This window comes from Nostoc sp. ChiQUE01b (assembly GCF_034531255.1).
Classification (GTDB): Bacteria; Cyanobacteriota; Cyanobacteriia; order Cyanobacteriales; family Nostocaceae; genus Nostoc.
Window position 1 is genome coordinate 20085 of record NZ_JAVRBM010000007.1, and the last position, 16463, is coordinate 36547.

21 protein-coding genes and 4 pseudogenes are annotated in these 16463 nt (G+C 40.7%); 7 read left to right on the forward strand and 18 right to left on the reverse strand.

Going from position 1 to position 16463, the window contains the following annotated elements; translation table 11 throughout:
• Positions 1 to 73: 73 nt before the first annotated feature.
• From RMY63_RS41700 to RMY63_RS06850, 8 genes and pseudogenes are all read right to left on the reverse strand, one after another.
• Positions 74 to 178 (reverse strand): annotated as a pseudogene (locus RMY63_RS41700) (adenylyl-sulfate kinase); the annotation flags it as partial.
• An 11-nt stretch (positions 179 to 189) separates the two neighbouring features.
• Entirely contained in the window at positions 190 to 372 is a 183-nt protein-coding gene (locus tag RMY63_RS41705) for an adenylyl-sulfate kinase (protein ID WP_416212489.1), read from the reverse strand.
• Between the two features lie 314 nt (positions 373 to 686).
• A pseudogene (locus RMY63_RS06825) lies at positions 687 to 923 on the reverse strand (hypothetical protein); the annotation flags it as partial.
• A gap of 115 nt (positions 924 to 1038) precedes the next feature.
• Positions 1039 to 1722, reverse strand: coding sequence for a Crp/Fnr family transcriptional regulator (locus RMY63_RS06830; protein WP_322727983.1), 684 nt, complete (start codon positions 1720 to 1722; stop codon positions 1039 to 1041).
• 188 nt (positions 1723 to 1910) lie between these two features.
• Positions 1911 to 3179, reverse strand: a complete 1269-nt coding sequence (locus tag RMY63_RS06835) for a pilus assembly protein PilB (RefSeq protein WP_322727984.1) — start codon at positions 3177 to 3179, stop codon at positions 1911 to 1913.
• A 253-nt stretch (positions 3180 to 3432) separates the two neighbouring features.
• Entirely contained in the window at positions 3433 to 4620 is a 1188-nt protein-coding gene (locus RMY63_RS06840) for a HetZ-related protein 2 (protein ID WP_322727985.1), read from the reverse strand.
• 1063 nt (positions 4621 to 5683) lie between these two features.
• On the reverse strand, positions 5684 to 6031 hold the full coding sequence (locus RMY63_RS06845) for a carbon dioxide-concentrating mechanism protein CcmK (RefSeq protein WP_322727986.1): 348 nt from the start codon (positions 6029 to 6031) through the stop codon (positions 5684 to 5686).
• A gap of 82 nt (positions 6032 to 6113) precedes the next feature.
• On the reverse strand, positions 6114 to 6425 hold the full coding sequence (locus RMY63_RS06850) for a BMC domain-containing protein (RefSeq protein ID WP_322727987.1): 312 nt from the start codon (positions 6423 to 6425) through the stop codon (positions 6114 to 6116).
• Positions 6426 to 6699: 274 nt separating this feature from the next.
• Between RMY63_RS06850 and RMY63_RS06855 the strand changes: the two genes are divergently transcribed.
• Positions 6700 to 7587 carry an alpha/beta hydrolase gene (locus RMY63_RS06855; protein WP_322727988.1) on the forward strand — a complete coding sequence of 296 codons (888 nt, stop codon included), beginning with the start codon at positions 6700 to 6702 and terminating at the stop codon, positions 7585 to 7587.
• 32 nt (positions 7588 to 7619) lie between these two features.
• On the opposite strand, the gene RMY63_RS06860 is transcribed toward RMY63_RS06855, so the two are convergent.
• Genes RMY63_RS06860 through RMY63_RS06870 form a run of 3 tightly spaced genes read right to left on the reverse strand, consistent with a single transcriptional unit; the run spans position 7620 to position 9302 of the window.
• Complete coding sequence (locus RMY63_RS06860; protein ID WP_322727989.1) at positions 7620 to 8009, reverse strand: tautomerase family protein; 390 nt, start codon at positions 8007 to 8009, stop codon at positions 7620 to 7622.
• A 28-nt stretch (positions 8010 to 8037) separates the two neighbouring features.
• Positions 8038 to 8667, reverse strand: coding sequence for a hypothetical protein (locus RMY63_RS06865; protein WP_322727990.1), 630 nt, complete (start codon positions 8665 to 8667; stop codon positions 8038 to 8040).
• Positions 8668 to 8669: 2 nt separating this feature from the next.
• Positions 8670 to 9302, reverse strand: a complete 633-nt coding sequence (locus RMY63_RS06870; protein ID WP_322727991.1) for a ParA family protein — start codon at positions 9300 to 9302, stop codon at positions 8670 to 8672.
• 277 nt (positions 9303 to 9579) lie between these two features.
• On the opposite strand from RMY63_RS06870, the gene RMY63_RS06875 reads away from it, so the two are divergent.
• Positions 9580 to 10962: a cytochrome P450 gene (locus tag RMY63_RS06875; protein ID WP_322727992.1), complete on the forward strand. Its 1383-nt coding sequence runs from the start codon at positions 9580 to 9582 to the stop codon at positions 10960 to 10962.
• A gap of 40 nt (positions 10963 to 11002) precedes the next feature.
• Positions 11003 to 11359, forward strand: a pseudogene (locus RMY63_RS06880) (hypothetical protein).
• Positions 11360 to 11560: 201 nt separating this feature from the next.
• Here RMY63_RS06880 and RMY63_RS06885 read toward each other — a convergent pair.
• The 4 genes from RMY63_RS06885 to RMY63_RS06900 form a co-directional block, all read right to left on the reverse strand.
• Positions 11561 to 12253, reverse strand: coding sequence for a PD-(D/E)XK nuclease family protein (locus tag RMY63_RS06885; protein ID WP_322727993.1), 693 nt, complete (start codon positions 12251 to 12253; stop codon positions 11561 to 11563).
• 84 nt (positions 12254 to 12337) lie between these two features.
• Positions 12338 to 12610 (reverse strand): type II toxin-antitoxin system RelE family toxin, encoded by a 273-nt coding sequence (locus tag RMY63_RS06890; protein ID WP_322727994.1) that lies wholly within the window; start codon positions 12608 to 12610, stop codon positions 12338 to 12340.
• The gene (locus RMY63_RS06895; protein ID WP_322695852.1) at positions 12607 to 12834 is read right to left on the reverse strand and encodes a hypothetical protein; all 228 of its coding nucleotides are present in this window, start codon (positions 12832 to 12834) and stop codon (positions 12607 to 12609) included. Before RMY63_RS06895 ends, RMY63_RS06890 begins: the two co-directional genes overlap by 4 nt.
• A gap of 104 nt (positions 12835 to 12938) precedes the next feature.
• Positions 12939 to 13112, reverse strand: a complete 174-nt coding sequence (locus RMY63_RS06900; protein ID WP_322727995.1) for a hypothetical protein — start codon at positions 13110 to 13112, stop codon at positions 12939 to 12941.
• A 169-nt stretch (positions 13113 to 13281) separates the two neighbouring features.
• On the opposite strand from RMY63_RS06900, the pseudogene RMY63_RS06905 reads away from it, so the two are divergent.
• Positions 13282 to 13629 (forward strand): annotated as a pseudogene (locus tag RMY63_RS06905) (NB-ARC domain-containing protein); the annotation flags it as partial.
• A 105-nt stretch (positions 13630 to 13734) separates the two neighbouring features.
• Positions 13735 to 14622, forward strand: a complete 888-nt coding sequence (locus RMY63_RS06910; protein ID WP_322728118.1) for a tetratricopeptide repeat-containing protein — start codon at positions 13735 to 13737, stop codon at positions 14620 to 14622.
• Between the two features lie 336 nt (positions 14623 to 14958).
• On the opposite strand, the gene RMY63_RS06915 is transcribed toward RMY63_RS06910, so the two are convergent.
• Positions 14959 to 15153 carry a hypothetical protein gene (locus RMY63_RS06915; protein ID WP_322727996.1) on the reverse strand — a complete coding sequence of 65 codons (195 nt, stop codon included), beginning with the start codon at positions 15151 to 15153 and terminating at the stop codon, positions 14959 to 14961.
• Positions 15154 to 15166: 13 nt separating this feature from the next.
• Positions 15167 to 15439 (reverse strand): type II toxin-antitoxin system HicB family antitoxin, encoded by a 273-nt coding sequence (locus tag RMY63_RS06920; RefSeq protein WP_322727997.1) that lies wholly within the window; start codon positions 15437 to 15439, stop codon positions 15167 to 15169.
• Between the two features lie 358 nt (positions 15440 to 15797).
• Between RMY63_RS06920 and RMY63_RS06925 the strand changes: the two genes are divergently transcribed.
• Together RMY63_RS06925 and RMY63_RS06930 are read left to right on the forward strand one after the other, a co-directional pair.
• On the forward strand, positions 15798 to 15968 hold the full coding sequence (locus RMY63_RS06925; RefSeq protein WP_322727998.1) for a type II toxin-antitoxin system HicB family antitoxin: 171 nt from the start codon (positions 15798 to 15800) through the stop codon (positions 15966 to 15968).
• Positions 15969 to 15970: 2 nt separating this feature from the next.
• Positions 15971 to 16159 (forward strand): type II toxin-antitoxin system HicA family toxin, encoded by a 189-nt coding sequence (locus tag RMY63_RS06930; protein WP_322727999.1) that lies wholly within the window; start codon positions 15971 to 15973, stop codon positions 16157 to 16159.
• 2 nt (positions 16160 to 16161) lie between these two features.
• Here the strand turns inward: RMY63_RS06930 and RMY63_RS06935 are convergent, their stop codons facing one another.
• A complete protein-coding gene (locus RMY63_RS06935) occupies positions 16162 to 16407 on the reverse strand; it encodes an AbrB/MazE/SpoVT family DNA-binding domain-containing protein (RefSeq protein ID WP_322728119.1) in 246 nt (81 codons plus the stop codon).
• Positions 16408 to 16463 lie beyond the last annotated feature (56 nt).

The window sequence follows — 16463 nt, forward strand, 5'->3', positions numbered from 1 at the left end:
TAGTGTCTAAATTACTTTTGTAATACTCAATAGTTTCATATTGAGTATTACAGATATTTTCTGGATTTAAAGGTTATTTGCAAGGAATATTAATACCTGTAAAACCTTTGATTTCCCCGGTTATTGCTAATGCGTAAAGACCTTTTATATCCAGTTTTTCACAAGCTTTTAAAAATGTTGAACATAAACTTAAACAAAGGTCTGATTCATCTGTCTCACTTCATTGTGGACATCTCTATAAGGACTAATTGCAGCTACAATAGCTATAACATGATTTCGACTCAACAGACTGGAGACAAACCCAATTTGCCGGACGTTTATATCTCGGTCTTTTTTACTAAACCCTAATTTACAAGACAGATGAGTAAGCATTCAATTTACAGCTTATTAACAGCATAATCAAGAGTTCAGACAAAACATCCTACTTTTCCTACTTTTCCTACTTTTCTTACCTTTAATTGATAATGCTTTTAGCCCGCATTAAATAAAATCTAAGTAATTATGCTTAAAAAATTTACTGTAGAAAGTTTTTTAACTCATTTTTCCTTTGTAACTGTTTCCTTGATAAGGAAATAGCAACACTTTGCCCTCTACTGAGACTTATGCCACTCAGCCAGCACACCATACACAACACCCCACTGCGAAAACTTCGTCGGCAGCCTTTTGATCACTTTCACTAGCGTAGGGTCACTAGCCGCTTGGAATAATAGTTGTAACTGTTCCGCTCGGTAAGCAATCGCCTGTGGTGTCGGTTCACTCCCCAGAATTATCGCTGCGGCTTGGAGTACTTGGGCGTTATTCATGGCGCTGGCTAGGTTTTTCAACGCCATACCCATCAGCCGTAAACATTCTTGAGCATTATCTTTGGGTGGCTCAAGGGAAAGCGATCGCAAATCAATCGTATTCTCTAGGGATTGCTGAACATTCTCTTTACAGGTATTTAGACTACGACTGAGACGGGAAGTGGGGAGTAGTGTAGTTCAACTACTTGAAAAGCGCTGTAACACCAAAATTTGTATTGCTGAATAAATAAAGCAATCACACTTTGCCAGCCAAGTTCATCAACTGTTTGAAGTTCACAAGATAAGTGATGTTGTTGGCGCTATCAATTTTGATCCACCCTTTTTCATGCAGCTTTTCCATGATTTTAGTGGTTTCTTCAACACCAATTTCTGTGACCTCTGCTAAATCTTTAAAGGGAATGTTAAAAATTTCTCTTCCTAAGTCTGATTCCTGACCATAGCTTTCACCCAAAGTCACTAGGGTATAGGCGAGTTTGACAGCTGGTGGTGAAGACCGCATTTGTAAGCGCAGGTTAATTTGCCGCAATCGCCGCACCATCAGTTGCAACATTCGGTGATGTAACTGTGGGTCTTTAAACAATATTTGAATAAACCGCTCTCTGGAGATACTAAGCAACTTCACCGGTGAAAGGGCAATGACATCAGTTGAGCGTGGAGATTCATCCAAAATTGCCATTTCTCCAAAAAAATCGCCACGACCAAAAATTGCCAGAGCGACTGAATCTTCTCCGACGGTACGCCGGACTTTGACCCAACCAGAAACCACGAAGTAAACGGCGTTACCCCAGGCATCTTCCATCACAACGGCTCGCCCAGATGGGTATTCATGTTCAATTGCAACGTTGAGTAGCCATTCCAATGTCTGTGGATTGGCTGTACTCATTAAGGGGAAAAGTTCACTAAAAACCTCAGTTAGCATGAAATATTTGCAACAATAGGATTCAAGAGCGGGAAACTAACTTTGCTACTATAAGTTTATTTAAACCGTAATCTTACTCAGAGTACGATCGCAAAATTTGTATTTATTTAGAGATAAATCTCTAAGCTTTATTAGTCTAGGATTCCATTACAACATAACAATTATGTATGCGAACGAAATCAGCGTTTTCACTTACTGACGGATGATTTACTCTTTGTTGGTAGATTGCTATCTAGTGCCAGTATTTTGATCTGTTGGTCTAAATTTTTCACTAATTGATTTAGGGCTACTATTGCCTCTAATTGCTGAGAATCAAGGCTGGGATTCAGTAAAAGTCGTTCTTGTAGTTCATGTAACTTGATGCTTAGTTGCTGAGAAATTCCTAAAGCATCGCGCCCTAGACGTGTTAACTGCTGTTGTTGATAGAATTTTAATGCTGCTCCCCGCAACACTTGGAGGGTTGCCTCTTCGCCGTAGATTCCTGGCATGACTCGCAAGCGTAATAATAAGCGATTTTTTTGATATACATATTCCTTTTCTACCTGTTTTGGTTCTGCAACCGTGATTATAGGCAGGGAAGCAAACCGCTTTAATTCATTCAGTACTCCTTGGAAAACTGAGAGCGGCAGTTTGTCTAATACAGACTGTAAAACTCCATTGTCACTCCACAGTATTCTGCCATCGTAAGCTTGTCTTTCTAAGTACAGCCGACCAATTCCCCCAGCCAAGATTTGCCCCAGTAATTCTTTTAACAATTTCTTGGGTGGTAGTGTCGTTAGCAACTCAATCGAACTCAGTAGATCGGGAGATTGTGTGGGCAAAATAGGTAAATTATTTGATTGTGCAACTTCAGAGTTCTCTTCATGCTGAGTTCTAGAAATAGGGGTCAAGAACGTCGTAGTTTGAGATGATTGGTCTGGCTCTGGGATCGGAGGCAAGTCTACCTCCTGTCCAGAATTTTGACGCTTTTGTGTCTGAAATTCCATCAATATTGGTTGTCGATTTGATTCCGAATCGGCATCTAGGGAAGAACTAGGTGTTTCAGTAATCGTAGCTGGGCTATTTGTTGGGGGAAAGTCCACTGTTGGCTGATACAGTTGTTTAGTATCTAGTTGGGATATATTCTTATGGTTGAGGTAGGCTGATAGTATTCTGCGGTGGGCATCGGCTGCGATCGCCTCAATCATCATTGTGCAATTGATAGAAGACAAAATGCGACCAACGTAATCTAGGGCTTCGCTCTCTTGTGGATGAACCATGCCTAGCAAGAGGTTTTTGTCTTCTAATCCAAAGGGCAAAATTTGGTGGTAGAGGCAAGCTTCAAAGGACAAAAGATGATCGATCAGGTGGAATATTTGTTCGCGATCGTCTCCTTCCTCCCACCTAGTTTGAGCGGCAGTTAGCATTTGCTGTCCATTTGCTGCGGTATCATTTAGTTCGTCCTTTGAAGACAACATAGATTTGATTCATTGGTGTTTACTTATATTTTGCCTCTAATTCAATAGGTGCTTAATAAAGATACTCTGTTAGATTGTTAAAATTTCAATTATATATACTTAAATAAATGTAAGTAGAAGATGAATTTTAGATTATAGACTGGGGATAATACTGAGGATTGGGGATTGGGGATTGGGTATTGGGGATTGGGCATTGGGTATTAATTATTTTCCTCTGCTCCCCACTCCCCCATGCTTTATTTTCCACTACAGGCTACTCCTGGGTTCTTAAAGCTTGGGCTGCAAGATAGACTTTCGTCCATTCGCCTAGCACTTGATGGGTTTTGAGTTTTAACTGTTCAGCGATGGCTTCTATTGAATTACCCGCTCTCCGCAAATTTAGGATCTGCCGCCCTAAAGGAGTCAATTTTTCATCAAGTTGCTGCCATTGGTTTTGCGTTAATCCCAAGTTATGTTCTTGCAAGGAAATTGACAGCCAGTTGTCTACGAGTTCTGGATTACCTTTGAGGGCAAAAACACGTACAGCATGGTAACTAATTTTTTCTCGCAGACGGTAAACTTCTTTAGTCTGCTTATTCAGTTTTTTGGCGATCTCTTCCTGGGACTTACCTTGCAAATACAGCCGTAGCCATTCCACTGCTTCTGTTCCCAGATTTTCTTGTAAATAATTTTCGAATTCTTTTTGTACTGACTGGCGCAGCCCCTGTTGTTCCTCTAGTTGTTGTGCTTCTTGATATTCTGCGATCGCCTGACTATCGACTAAGTTAACTCGATTGTCACTGTCGTCTGTGAGAACTTCTTCTGACACTAGTCGAATCAAATCACGGCCCGGTACTTGGGTTAAACCACCGCGCTGAGTGCGACGCAAATAATTCACAAATCGGTAAGCTAATAGGGGTTGATTCCGTACTGGTCGCAGACAATATTCTTCTACACTGGCAAATAACAGAGCATCCCCCAATCGTCTATCGATTGTATATTTGGCAATATCAACCATTTGTTGTTGCATCTGACTGTCGCTTTGGAGTAATTCTTGGAGTACTTCTTGTAATACATCCATTACACTACGCTGGCGATCGCGGCTGAGGGAAACCCAAGTCTGAATCTTATTCCGTAATGTTACTAAACTTCCCAATCGGGTTATCAAGTTGCGATAAGCACGTTCTCGTCCCAGCCCCAAGTAGCGTTGACGTAAAATCCTCCAGCGATATTCCATCGCTTGCTTGGCGATATCGAGTTCTTTAGGATTAAACAGATCGAACCGTTTTGAGTCAGATCCCAACAGCCAGAGAATAATGCTTTGCCTTGCGGCTTCATTTTGGTCTGGACATTCCACAGCCAAGCGCTTTTGCCAATCTAGAGCCAGTTTTTCCACATCCCTTGTCATAGTGAGATTGCATTCCTCGAAACTCAATTTTGAAGTTTGCATCACAACCCCCATTCGTCCTACCTAATTGTTTAACTGGTAGCTGCCCCAGATTTCATGAATTTCATGAATTTCATGAAAATAGCTCAGTGATTCTACTTTTATTACGTCTGAATTCATTAAAATTATGCAGAATTTTCTACATTGACGTTTTGCTTTCAGTTAAAAATGTCCAAAATCAATGTATATCAGGCATTTGGGGAATTGTGCTAATTTAAACTTTGTGTAAAGTTATGTTTTTTAGTTGAGAACAGAAATCTGCTTAAAGTGGTGAGGATACACTTTGCACGAAATGGATCGGGTAAATCTGACATTTTGTAACAGATTCCGAGGAACGAATCTAATTTAACTCAAAGCTGGACGTTATTCCACCAGTATAAGTTTCAACTCTGTACAAACCTTTACGTAGGATAATATTTAGCTATAGCAATCCGATTTGATTCGGTGAATTACTCGTAGGGACTGGGGACTGGGGACTGGGGACTGGGGACTGGGGACTGGGGACTGGGGACTGGGAAGAAGGAATAAAGGTGTACCTAGCTTCGCAAAAATCAAATATGAGTCCTGTATAACGTGGAATTAGTCTCAGTATCTTATGTGGCAAGTCTACGACGGGCTACGCCTACGCTATTTTGGATAGTAGAGATTGATAGGCAAATTTATCTTTTTTAAACTAGCTTCAGTCATAACTATATAGCAGGAGGCAGAAGGCAGATCGCGCAGCGTGTCGTAGACAAGGCAGCTTTGCTGGAGGCAGGAGGTAAAACATTACTATTCCTAACATCCACGCTTGTCATCATGTCCTAACCTTTAATTCCCTTGCTATACCTTTAACATTACTAAGTTATTCTGAAAACTTTTATATTTCTAAAAATGAATAGTCAACAGTCAATATTGGTTTTGACTATTGACTCTGACTGTTGCTTTCTCTCTGCTTAAAAATTCAACTTATGCAAAATCTCAAAACAGAAAGAATGTAATCCTCTAAAGTTTTGATAGTCAGAAGCCTGACAAAAAACTTCTCTTTAAATTCATTTATGGGAATTTTTTGTTTTAATTCCCCCGCAGGAGGTTAAATCTATCGATTGTTTGATCTAACAATGGGATTTTCTACAGATTCTCGATAACCTTGGACTTGTTCTGTATAAGCAATTGGTAGAACAGCTTCAACGTTTTCATGGGGACGAGGAATAATCACCCAAGATTCAAGTGTACCGCCATAAACATTTTCTGCGGCTTCAACACCAGCAGCCATAGCTGTCTTTACCTCAGAAACATCGCCACGAATATTAACTGTAAAACGGGCGCTACCTACTCTGATATAACCAACGAGGGTAACTCGACCAGCTTTTACCATCGCATCTGCTGCTGCTAGCACCGCAGGAAAACCTTTAGTTTCAAGTGCTCCAACTGCCTGTAATGACATTATTAATCTCCTGTATGAATAAACTGGGGGCTACAAGTTAATTGTACGAAGCTTCGCTACAGATAATGAATAGCAAAATTGCTTAGAACATACGGAAAGGTTCTGATTCTTCAGTGAAATGGATTGGTAATATGGTTTCGACATTTTCTGGAGGATTAGGAACGATGTAGTAGGTAATTACTGTACCAACCTTGACTTGCTCTCCAGCTGCGATTCCGGCTTCAACAGCTCTATTTACTTCAGAAACCTGTCCCCGGACGGCGACTAACAAGCGAGCGCTTTCCGCTTGACCATAATACACAATTGTAACTGCGGCAGCTTTGACCATTGCATCTGCTGCTGCTAAGACACTCGGAAAACCTAAAGTTTCAATTACGCCAACCGCCATTGGCATGGCATTAGCTCCTAGATTAAAGATAAGCGATTTTTATTGTACGTGGGTTTAGTCCCCATTTTGACATTTTGGAAAACTTTCTTTGATCCCATATTTTTTGGGGAAGTAGAGACCCGATTAATCGCGTCTTTTGGGAGTTAGAATATTTTGATAACTCACTGGTTGATATTTTATATATTACAAATAATACCTCAGTATCTTAAGATTGTGTAACTTTATTGTTTAAGAAAATCAGTTATGCGTAAAGACAAGCTAGTACAATAGACTGAAATTTATGTTTCCGAATTTTCTTCCTACGGCAGTTGGGCAACTCACAGAACCTACTTCGATCGCACTAGCTCGGAGTATTCAAACAACTGCGATCGCTACTCCTTTAACTAATCAACCAGTTACCACCACCTATGTCAAGCAAGGGTGTGGTGGAACTCCCATTTTATTAATTCACGGCTTTGACAGTTCTGTATTAGAATTTCGGCGGCTTTTGCCACTACTTTCTGGAGATAATGAAACTTGGGCAGTGGATTTGTTGGGTTTTGGATTTACAGATAGACTTTTAGGAATTGCCTATAGCCCAACTGCGATTAAAACCCATCTTTATTATTTCTGGAAAAGCCTAATTAACCAACCTGTAATTTTAGTGGGCGCTTCGATGGGCGGTGCGACGGCCATTGATTTTACGTTGGCTTACCCGGAAGTGGTAGAAAAGCTGGTGTTAATTGATAGTGCGGGGTTAGCAGGTGGTTCGCGATTGAGCAAATTCATGTTTCCCCCATTAGATTATTTAGCAACTCAGTTTTTGAGTAATTTGAAGGTGCGCGATCGCGTTTCCCGTACTGGATATAAAAATCAAACTCTTGCCTCTATTGATGCCTTATATTGTGGAGCATTACACTTACAAATGCCGAGTTGGCATCAAGCTGTGATTTCTTTCACTAAAAGTGGTGGTTACAGTGCTTTTAGATTTGAAATAATATCACAAATTGTACAACAAACGCTAATTTTATGGGGCGATTCCGATAAAATTTTGGGTACTGAGGATGCCATGAAATTTAAAAGGGCAATTCCACACAGTACTCTCACCTGGATTCAAGATTGTGGTCATCTCCCACACTTGGAACAACCACAAATAACTGCCCAGCATATTTTAGACTTTCGAGTTTAAACATACCCTAACTCTCAATAAACTCCCAAGATTTAGACTTGCACTTGGTAATTTAGGTTTAATTCATCTCCTGTTGTTCCCCGGATACCCCAGTTGTGTTTTGGGGTTTCTGTAATCGTGATTTCTATATCTACAGGTGCAATTGCAACTTGTTCAGATAAGCAAGAAAATAACAACCTAATTAGTTTCTTTTTCGTTTCAATAGTGCGTCCCTCAAACATACTAATCTCAATGATGATGTATTTCTCTGAACGCCCGATGGGGTAGATGAAATCATCCGGTTCGAGAGGAAAGAACCGATGAACACGCTTGTCTTGAGGATATACTAAAGCTTCAACGACACAAGAATGAATTGCGTCAGAAATGGCACTGCGAGAAGAGCGGATAAATGAAGCAGTGCCATAGATTTTGATTTGTACCATTAACCTTTACCTGACTGATGAACTGACTCTAGTCAAGTAACCACATCTCATTAGAACTTTCAGGATACTCATTTGGTTGATTGTGTGGTTGATCTTGAGCTAGTGTTTCTGATGACCGATGTGATTTTTTGTAGTTAAGTGGATTGTAATGGTCTTTTACTGGTTTGATCGCGCTACTTTCTTTGACAACAAGTTTAGATTTTTCTTTTGCTTTTTGTTCTGCTTGTTGTTTTAAAGCATTAATTTCTTCTATAAGCTGAGAATTTGCTTCTGCAAGTTGCAGTGCTGTTCTTTTAGTTTCATCAAGTTCTTTTGTTAGCTGTTCTAGTAATGATTTTTGTTCTGATGCAAAGGTTTTTTGTTTGGATAATTTTGATTGCAGATCAGCAATTTCTTGTCTAAGAGATGTTTCTTTTTTGTGGCTTGTTTCTAGATTACTTGTCAATTCTTTGACAGTTGCTTCTAAATCAGCTTTAGTGGGACTTGTGCGCTTAGTAGAAGTTGGCTCAAGTGTTTGTGCTGACAATTCCTCTTCAGATGCAGCCTGTGCTTCGGCAATTTTTTCGGCTGTAACTTCGATCGCAGATTCACCTTCTGGGGGTGTAAATTTTTGCGCCTCTTCTTGTAGTAAGTCAGAGAGACTTTGTTTCCTAGCCATTATTATTTTCTCCAATCACGCTGTAATTCATCAGCTGCACGGCGGTAATCTAATTCCGCCTCCCGTGCATTTCCTCCTCGCCATTGAGTAATCGCTACACCTTCTAGTGCTGCTCGTTCATGAGCTTTATAGGCACGGATGAAGGTATTACAAGTAGGAATACCTAAGCGAGTCAGAGTGTTTTTTGCTTCTTGTGCTTCCCCCAGACTGCGCGTATCGACTTTGGTGAGCAATACCCGATGGGGGGTTCCCACGGGGATGACGGCTTCCTTGACTGTTTCCACGAGGATTGCTAAATCCATTGCGGCTGGGGGTGTAGGCAAAACTAGATAATCTGCGATCGCAACTACCGCCACTAATGCTTCAGAGCGCAGGGCGGGAGGTGTATCCACCACTACTAAATCGTAACCTGTTATCTTTGCTAAATCACTTAAAAGTGCGGGATCGGTTTCTTGAGATAAATCAAATCCCATTCCCTGCTGACTACGCCCAAACCACCAACTAGCAGAACCTTGAATATCTGCATCAATCAACAGTACCTTTTTTTTCTTCGCAAAGTTTGCAGCCAGATTGACTGCGGTAGTCGTTTTACCGACTCCTCCTTTACCGTTGAGAATAGCGATGATTTTTGGCACTGCTTTAGCTAGAAAAAGGGAGTTGGGAATGGGGAGTGGGGAGTAGGGGAAGAAATCTTTTTCATGTTTGGTTGTGAGATTTTTTGATGATGGACTGACTTGAAAGAGTGTTGAGTACTGAGTTAATCATTAGAAGTTATTAGTTATTATCCTTTTCTCCCACTCCCTACTCCCCACTCCCTACTCCCCAATGATGAATATAGCGCTTTCTGTAACCCTAAGTAACATGAAAAGTCGTAACAATAAAATTCAGAAGCCATCAACTCCACAAAAATCTATGACAACTAATTACAATTTGCCCGATGGGCCTCAAATGCCGCGCTGGCTGCGAATGATCAAGTTTATTAGTCAGCCACTGAAATATGTGGATGATTTTGCCCAAACCTACGGTGACACTTTCACGATCAGGAGTAGTAGTTCGGATAACCATCTAGTATATTTTAGTCAACCCCAAGCGCTTGAGCAGATTTTTACTACTGATTCCAGGCATTTTGAGGTTGGCAGGGGGAACATAGGACTAAAATTTTTACTTGGCGATCGCTCCTTTATGTTATCAGATGGCGATCGCCACCAGCGCCAACGGCAATTATTAGCTCCTCCCTTTCATGGCGAAAGAATGCGGGCTTACGGCGAGGAAATTCGGGAAATAACCCGACAGGTAACTAATGAATGGCAAATTGGCAAGCCTTTTAATATCCGTAAGTCGATGCAAGAAATCACTTTGCGTGTTATTCTCCGGGTTGTATTTGGTTTGAATGAAGGACAGCTATTTGAGGAATTGAGGCGATCGCTAAGTGACTTACTAGACTTCATCAGTTCGCCTGTAATGTCCAGCGCCTTCTTTTTCCAGATCATGCAAAAAGATTTCGGTGCGTGGAGTCCGTGGGGTTGGATTTTGCAACAACGGCAAAAAATTGATCAACTTATTTATGCTTTGCTTCGAGAACGTCGGGCCCAAGTCGATCAAAATCGCCAAGATATCCTGAGTTTGATGATGGCAGATCGTTACGACGATGGTCAAGGGATGTCAGATGAAGAATTACACGACGAGTTAATGACGCTGCTAGTTGCGGGACATGAAACTACTGCTTCGGCATTGACATGGGCTTTTTACTGGATTGACCATTTACCAGAGGTGCGTGAGAAGTTACAAAAGGAACTCAACACCATTGGAGTTAACCCTGATTTGAGTAGTGTAGCTAAATTGCCCTATTTAACAGCAGTTTGCCAAGAAACATTGCGAATTTATCCAATTGCCATGACTGCTTTTGTGCGGATTGTGAAGAATCCAATTACAATTATGGGCTACGAACTGCGAGAGGGAACGGCAATAGTCCCCAGTATTTATTTAGCGCATCATCGGGAAGAAGTTTACCCACAATCCAAGCAGTTCAAACCAGAACGCTTTTTAGAAAGACAATATTCGCCTTATGAATATTTACCTTTTGGTGGCGGTAATCGTCGCTGTATTGGGATGGCATTTGCCCAGTATGAAATGAAAATTGTCTTGGCAACTGTTTTGTCAGAATTTCAAGTTTCGCTAGTGAATAAACGTCCCGTGCGTCCTGTGCGCCGTGGGTTAACTTTAGCTGCACCAGCCGGAATGAGGATGGTTGCAACACCTCAAGTTAAGCGTGCAAATACACCAGCGTTAGTTTAGGCAACTAGGGTGGGCATTTTAATCCCCACCCTACATAACTATGACAAAACTCGAATTACAAAATCATCAAGTTTGGCGATATTTAACTGAAATATTAGAAACTTTAGATGCTAATAATCTTGTTAAAAAACATTTAATACTATCTGATTAGAAAATATGCGGCTACTGGGATGAACAAGATAAATATTATGAAATAATTACTTTACCTCGTACCCTAGAAGCCGAATTAGTTAGTAGCTCTATTGGCGTTACCTACAAAGAACGTTTTCTACAACTAAAGTTTTTCCTTATAGCTTCTGCTGTTGATGACACTCAAAAGCTAGGTGAGTTGGTTCTTATTTACAATGAAAATTGGCTTTTAGATATCGATTCTCCAATGCTTGAGATCCAATTTTGAGGTCTAGCAAAATTTACAGATAGTCATCGCGTCCAGACTTGACAGGAAATCAACTGATGTAGCAAGATGCATTTAAGTCCCTTTCGTCCCACATCTCGAAGTGGGTACGAGGCAATGCATGATTGGCAGTATTTCTTTAACCGCGATCGCAGCAATCTAAATCAAGGCACTTACCGCATCTTTGAACCAGAATCCCACTCATCAACTCCAAACACTTCTGCGTTCCCAATATTCGGCGACTCTTTTTTCCCATTGCTGCCAGTAATCTTTAATCGCTGCTGGTTCAAACCAAAATACCTCGGCTGGCATCTCTGGAATTGCGACTACCAACAAAGCATGATTTAGCTGAATGCCATAATCTCGATAATAGTTGTTAATTGCTCCAATGTATGCTACAAGTTGCAGTGGATGTTCGTATAAATGCTCAATTGAACCTTTAGGTTTGTCTGCTGTTTTCCATTCGCAAATACAGGGGATGCCTTGATAACTGGCAATACAATCCACTTTGCCAGAATAGCTCAAATCGTAATGAAAAACTGAGCCTTCTACGAGTTTCACTGTGTCGATTTCTTCTAAAACTGGCTTGATACTCTCCCAATAAGGGCGACTGGCTTCGGGACAAACAGGATTTTGTCCAAGGAGGTAGCGCTCAATTTGTTTGTGGGTTTGGGTTCCGCGACGACTGGCGTTTGTAGATATGCGGGTGGCTGCTTCTGTTCCAACACGCGCTTTCCAATTTAATAATCTGTCTCTGTCTGCTTGGGGTTTGGTGATATTAAGTATGGTGGTGACGCTAGGGAAGCGGTTTCCCTTGGCATCTACATAATATTGTTTGCCATTTTCTCTCAGGGATTTACTATTAATTCGAGGTAGCAGTTGGGTATTAAATTGCATTTGTAATTGGTAATGGGCTAAGTCGGACTACGCTAACGTAATACTCGCCTCCGGCGAGAAGCAAGCTACGTAATTAAGATGGTTTTATTTCGGGAAATAACGATAAATATCTTTCCGGTGTAGCACTCGCTGAAATAGGACTGTTTCTCCATCAAAAATAAGTCCAATACGATAATCACCGAAACGGATGCAATAAGCATTTTCATAACCTTGAAGTTTTTTGAGGTTAGTAATTTCTTCAAAGGTTAATATTCGTGGTATTTCTTCAAAAGCAAGGGTTCTAATAGTCTCATAGTAAGGTGTACTTTTTAAACCCTTGAGGTCCTTGATAAAGCTGGGTAGATATTGGGTAATCACTCTTGTTCTAGTTGTGCTAATGCTTCATCAATATTTAGAGGTATTTCATGTTCTACTGCCTTCATTGCTAAGATAAGTCCTTCATCTTCAATAGCTTCTAGCAAGCGTAGATAGTCATCAAAATCTATGACTACTTTGCGGATATTACCTTCCATATCAGTAATCAGTTCTTGAGCAAAAGGGTATTTATCAGCTTGCATTTGGGTTGTGATTTTGGTAGTCATACTATGAGTTTAGCGTTAGTAGCTGCCCAGATTCCCGACTTCTTGAAGAAGTCGGGGATCTAAATCCAGGTTAAGTAAGTGACATTCCACCCTACATATTACTTTTACTTCAAATTATCTCCTTCTGTCTCCTCTGATTCCAGCAATTCCCAAATTAGAAAGGCAATTTCAATGAAAATACCTGAACCTGGAATTAACCACTCTGCAATTAAGGGAATCACAAATAGTAAAATTGCCACCAGCTTTTTAATATTGTTAGATTTCGTTGCCTTTTGCATTTGTTTCACCTTAAATACTGAGGCAACGGTAAATTTGGGGTAGTCAGTGAAAGCAAATGCTGTTGTTTGTTGGCTGTAATGGGTGAATACCCGGAGATTTGAGTTTGGGGATGCTAGATTAAGTTTGGGGATTCCCGAAACTTTGTCCAAATTTGAGGAAAAGTAACCGATGGCGCGTGTTAGCTATGGCGATCATGTCAAAGCGCGGGTAGGGCAACTGTTAGAAGGGTTACTGGCTTATGCCAATGGTGAGGTAGAAAACGGCGAACTTTATCAAATTGCCCTGAATTGGGAAACGCCGAAGCAAGTAATAGTAAGAACACAGCTAAAATTTCTGGCAGACCTTAGCGATTTAAACACAGAACAAGTCTGAGACTCACTAAATGCACTTGCTGAGTTTTTGGGTGTTCTGGAAGATTTGCGCGAACATCCGCGAGGCTCGGCAGATTGGCATTTTAAGCTGACGCTTTGGTGTGACAAAGGCGATAAAGATGGGAATTTGAGAAAATTTGATGAACAATGGCAACGCCGTAGAGAAGAATTACCCGGTGTGCAGCGTGAGAAAAGTAAAAAAACTCAACCCACGCCTACCCGTTACGAGGATATTCCCTTCAGTGGCGTGGTGGAATTTGTCGGACGAGAAACGGAATTGCAAAAACTCCATCGTTTGTTGCGAGAAAATCAACAGGTAGCCATTGCTGCTATTGCGGGGATGGCTGGAGTCGGGAAAACAGAGTTAGCTTTGCAATATGCCAATTCTCACCGCGTCACTTATCAAGGCGGGATTTGCTGGTTGTCTGCGTTACAGGATGTGGGAGTACAACTGGTGCAGTTTGCTATGAATAAGCTGCAATTGAACATCCCAGAAGATTTAGATTTAGCTGCGAGAGTGAAATTTTGTCTCACAAAATGGCATCAGGGAGAGGTTTTACTGGTAATTGATAACGTCACTAACTATCGGGAGGAAGTGCGGTGTTATTTAGAGTCTGTTCCTGCTCGGTTTAAGCAGTTAATTACCACGCGGGAGAAATTACAGCCGCCGATAGTGCGATTAGATTTAGATGTGCTGACACCACGAGCAGCAATGCAGTTATTAAAATCTATAGTTGGTAGAGAACGTTTCCAAAGCAGATACAGCGAAGCTGAATCCCTTTACCAACAAGCTTTGGCACTCAGGTGCAAGCTGCTAGGAGAAGAACATCCAGATGTCGCACAAAGCCTCCACAACCTAGCGGGACTCTACAATTTACAAAGCAGATACAGCGAAGCCGAACCCTTTGCTATCCAAGCTTTGGCACTCTACCGCAAGCTGCTGGGATATGAACATCCATTTGTTGTACAAAGCCTCAACAACCTAGCGTTAATCTACACCTTCCAAAGCAAATACAGCGAAGCGGAACTTTTGTACATACAAGCATTAGATATTTTTGAGCGTCGGTTAGGCGCAAATCATCCTAATACTGCTGCTGTGCGTCAAAGTTTAGAAGATTTGCGCGATGGTCTCAACTGACAACAGTAACATTCAACTTCCCAACCTCATCAATCCAGCTTTAATCTCCAAGTTTCCTGTTCTGAACTCGAAGTTTCATGTTTAAAACAAGAACATTTCTGTTTCAAGTGAGAATGTTCCTATTTCAAATGAGAACGTTCTTGTTTCAAGTGAGAATTTTCTTGTTTCAGATGAGAATGTTTCTGTTCCAAACGAGAACTTTCCTGTTTTAAACGAGAATGTTCTTGTTCTGAGGTGGAATGATGGTGTTCTGAAGGCGATCGCTTGCCTAAATTTTATTAAACTAGGTGAAGAGCGATGCCTGGGTTGGGCTACGCCTACGCTTTTTCACAAACTTCAAAGGCTATTCCATTCTTCTAGCGCGATTTCCCGCTCTAAAATAACCTCAACTTCCCCAATCATCATCCGCAATTGCGGTACAGAATATTCATCATTAGAGGGAATAGTTAGGCGATGCTGGTCATAAACCATAAACTGATGCCTTGTTCCAGAATAAGGCCCCTCAAAGCCAATGCATCGTAATTTTTTCACAAAATCCCGACGTTTACACGGTATCCATCGACTCAAGGGTTGGCTCCTTGTTCAAGTCAATACTATTAATTACTGGTAGAGAATGTCCCAGCTTTAACCCAAGCAAAATCCAGTCTTCCAGTGTTGAGCGTAATTCATTCTCACACTCGCGCAAAGTTGATGCAAAGGCTATGACTCCTTTGCAAGCAGGAATTCTACCTGTAAATGTACCATCTTCTAACTTGTCATAAACTGCCTGGGCGATCGCTACCTCAACATAACCGCTCAAAATAAACTGTGTAGTCATGAAATCTGACGCTGTGCTACCAGCTTAATCTTACGTTAAAAACTGATTCTTTTGACGATTGACTTCAATTGAATGATGGTGTTGTGAGAGCGATCGCTCCACCTAAATTGTAGAATGATGAGCGATCGCTTTTATGTGTTCGTTGATAATGGAGAGCGATCGCTTTAATTTAGTTAAAATATCCTTAAATTCTTTTCCGGTTTAGGTTGGCGAGGTAGTCCTTATCGTTGTTTTGCTCCAAGGGAGGCGATCGCGCTTTGTAGAAAAAATCAGCTACGATGAATTATGGAATTACATTTACTAATACATGATGTTAATCACATACACTGCAAAATATACAAAAACTAATAGCGGATATATGGGACAACTCATTGAATGGCAAGAAGTCATTACAGAGGGAGAAACCATAGAAGAATGTAGAGCTATGTTACAAGACGCAACCAAAGAAATGATTCTTGCCTATCGTCAACAAAATAAAGAAATTCCTACAGGCGATTCTTTACTCGAACAAATTCCTGTAGAGGTTTAAGTGTGTCAGTTAAACGAAAAGATTTAATTAAATACTTAGAAGGTAATGGATTTTATTTGTTAAGAGAAGGAGGAAATCATTCCACTTATACTAATGATATAAAAACTATTCCTGTAAAAAGGCATCGTACCATTGATCGCATTACTGCCAATGAAATTTGTAAACAAGCAGGTTTATTACCTAACTTTTAAAATCAACTCCAATCACTTGCGCCTTCTTGGATTGCTGCTTCCATTTCTTCTAAAGTTGCACTTTTCATCGCCGGACGATGTAAAATGCCGGACAGGGTTTGAACAGGAACATTGAGTGGAATTAGTTTAACTGTCCCATTTTCATCAATGACAAAATCAACCTTACTACCTATATCAAGATTAAGATAATCCCGAATTTCTTTAGGAATAATTACTTCTCCTTTGGTGGTGATGGTGAAGCTAGCCATTACGTTTCCTGACATAAATTATTTACTTAAATATAACGTTTCTTGACAAATCAACA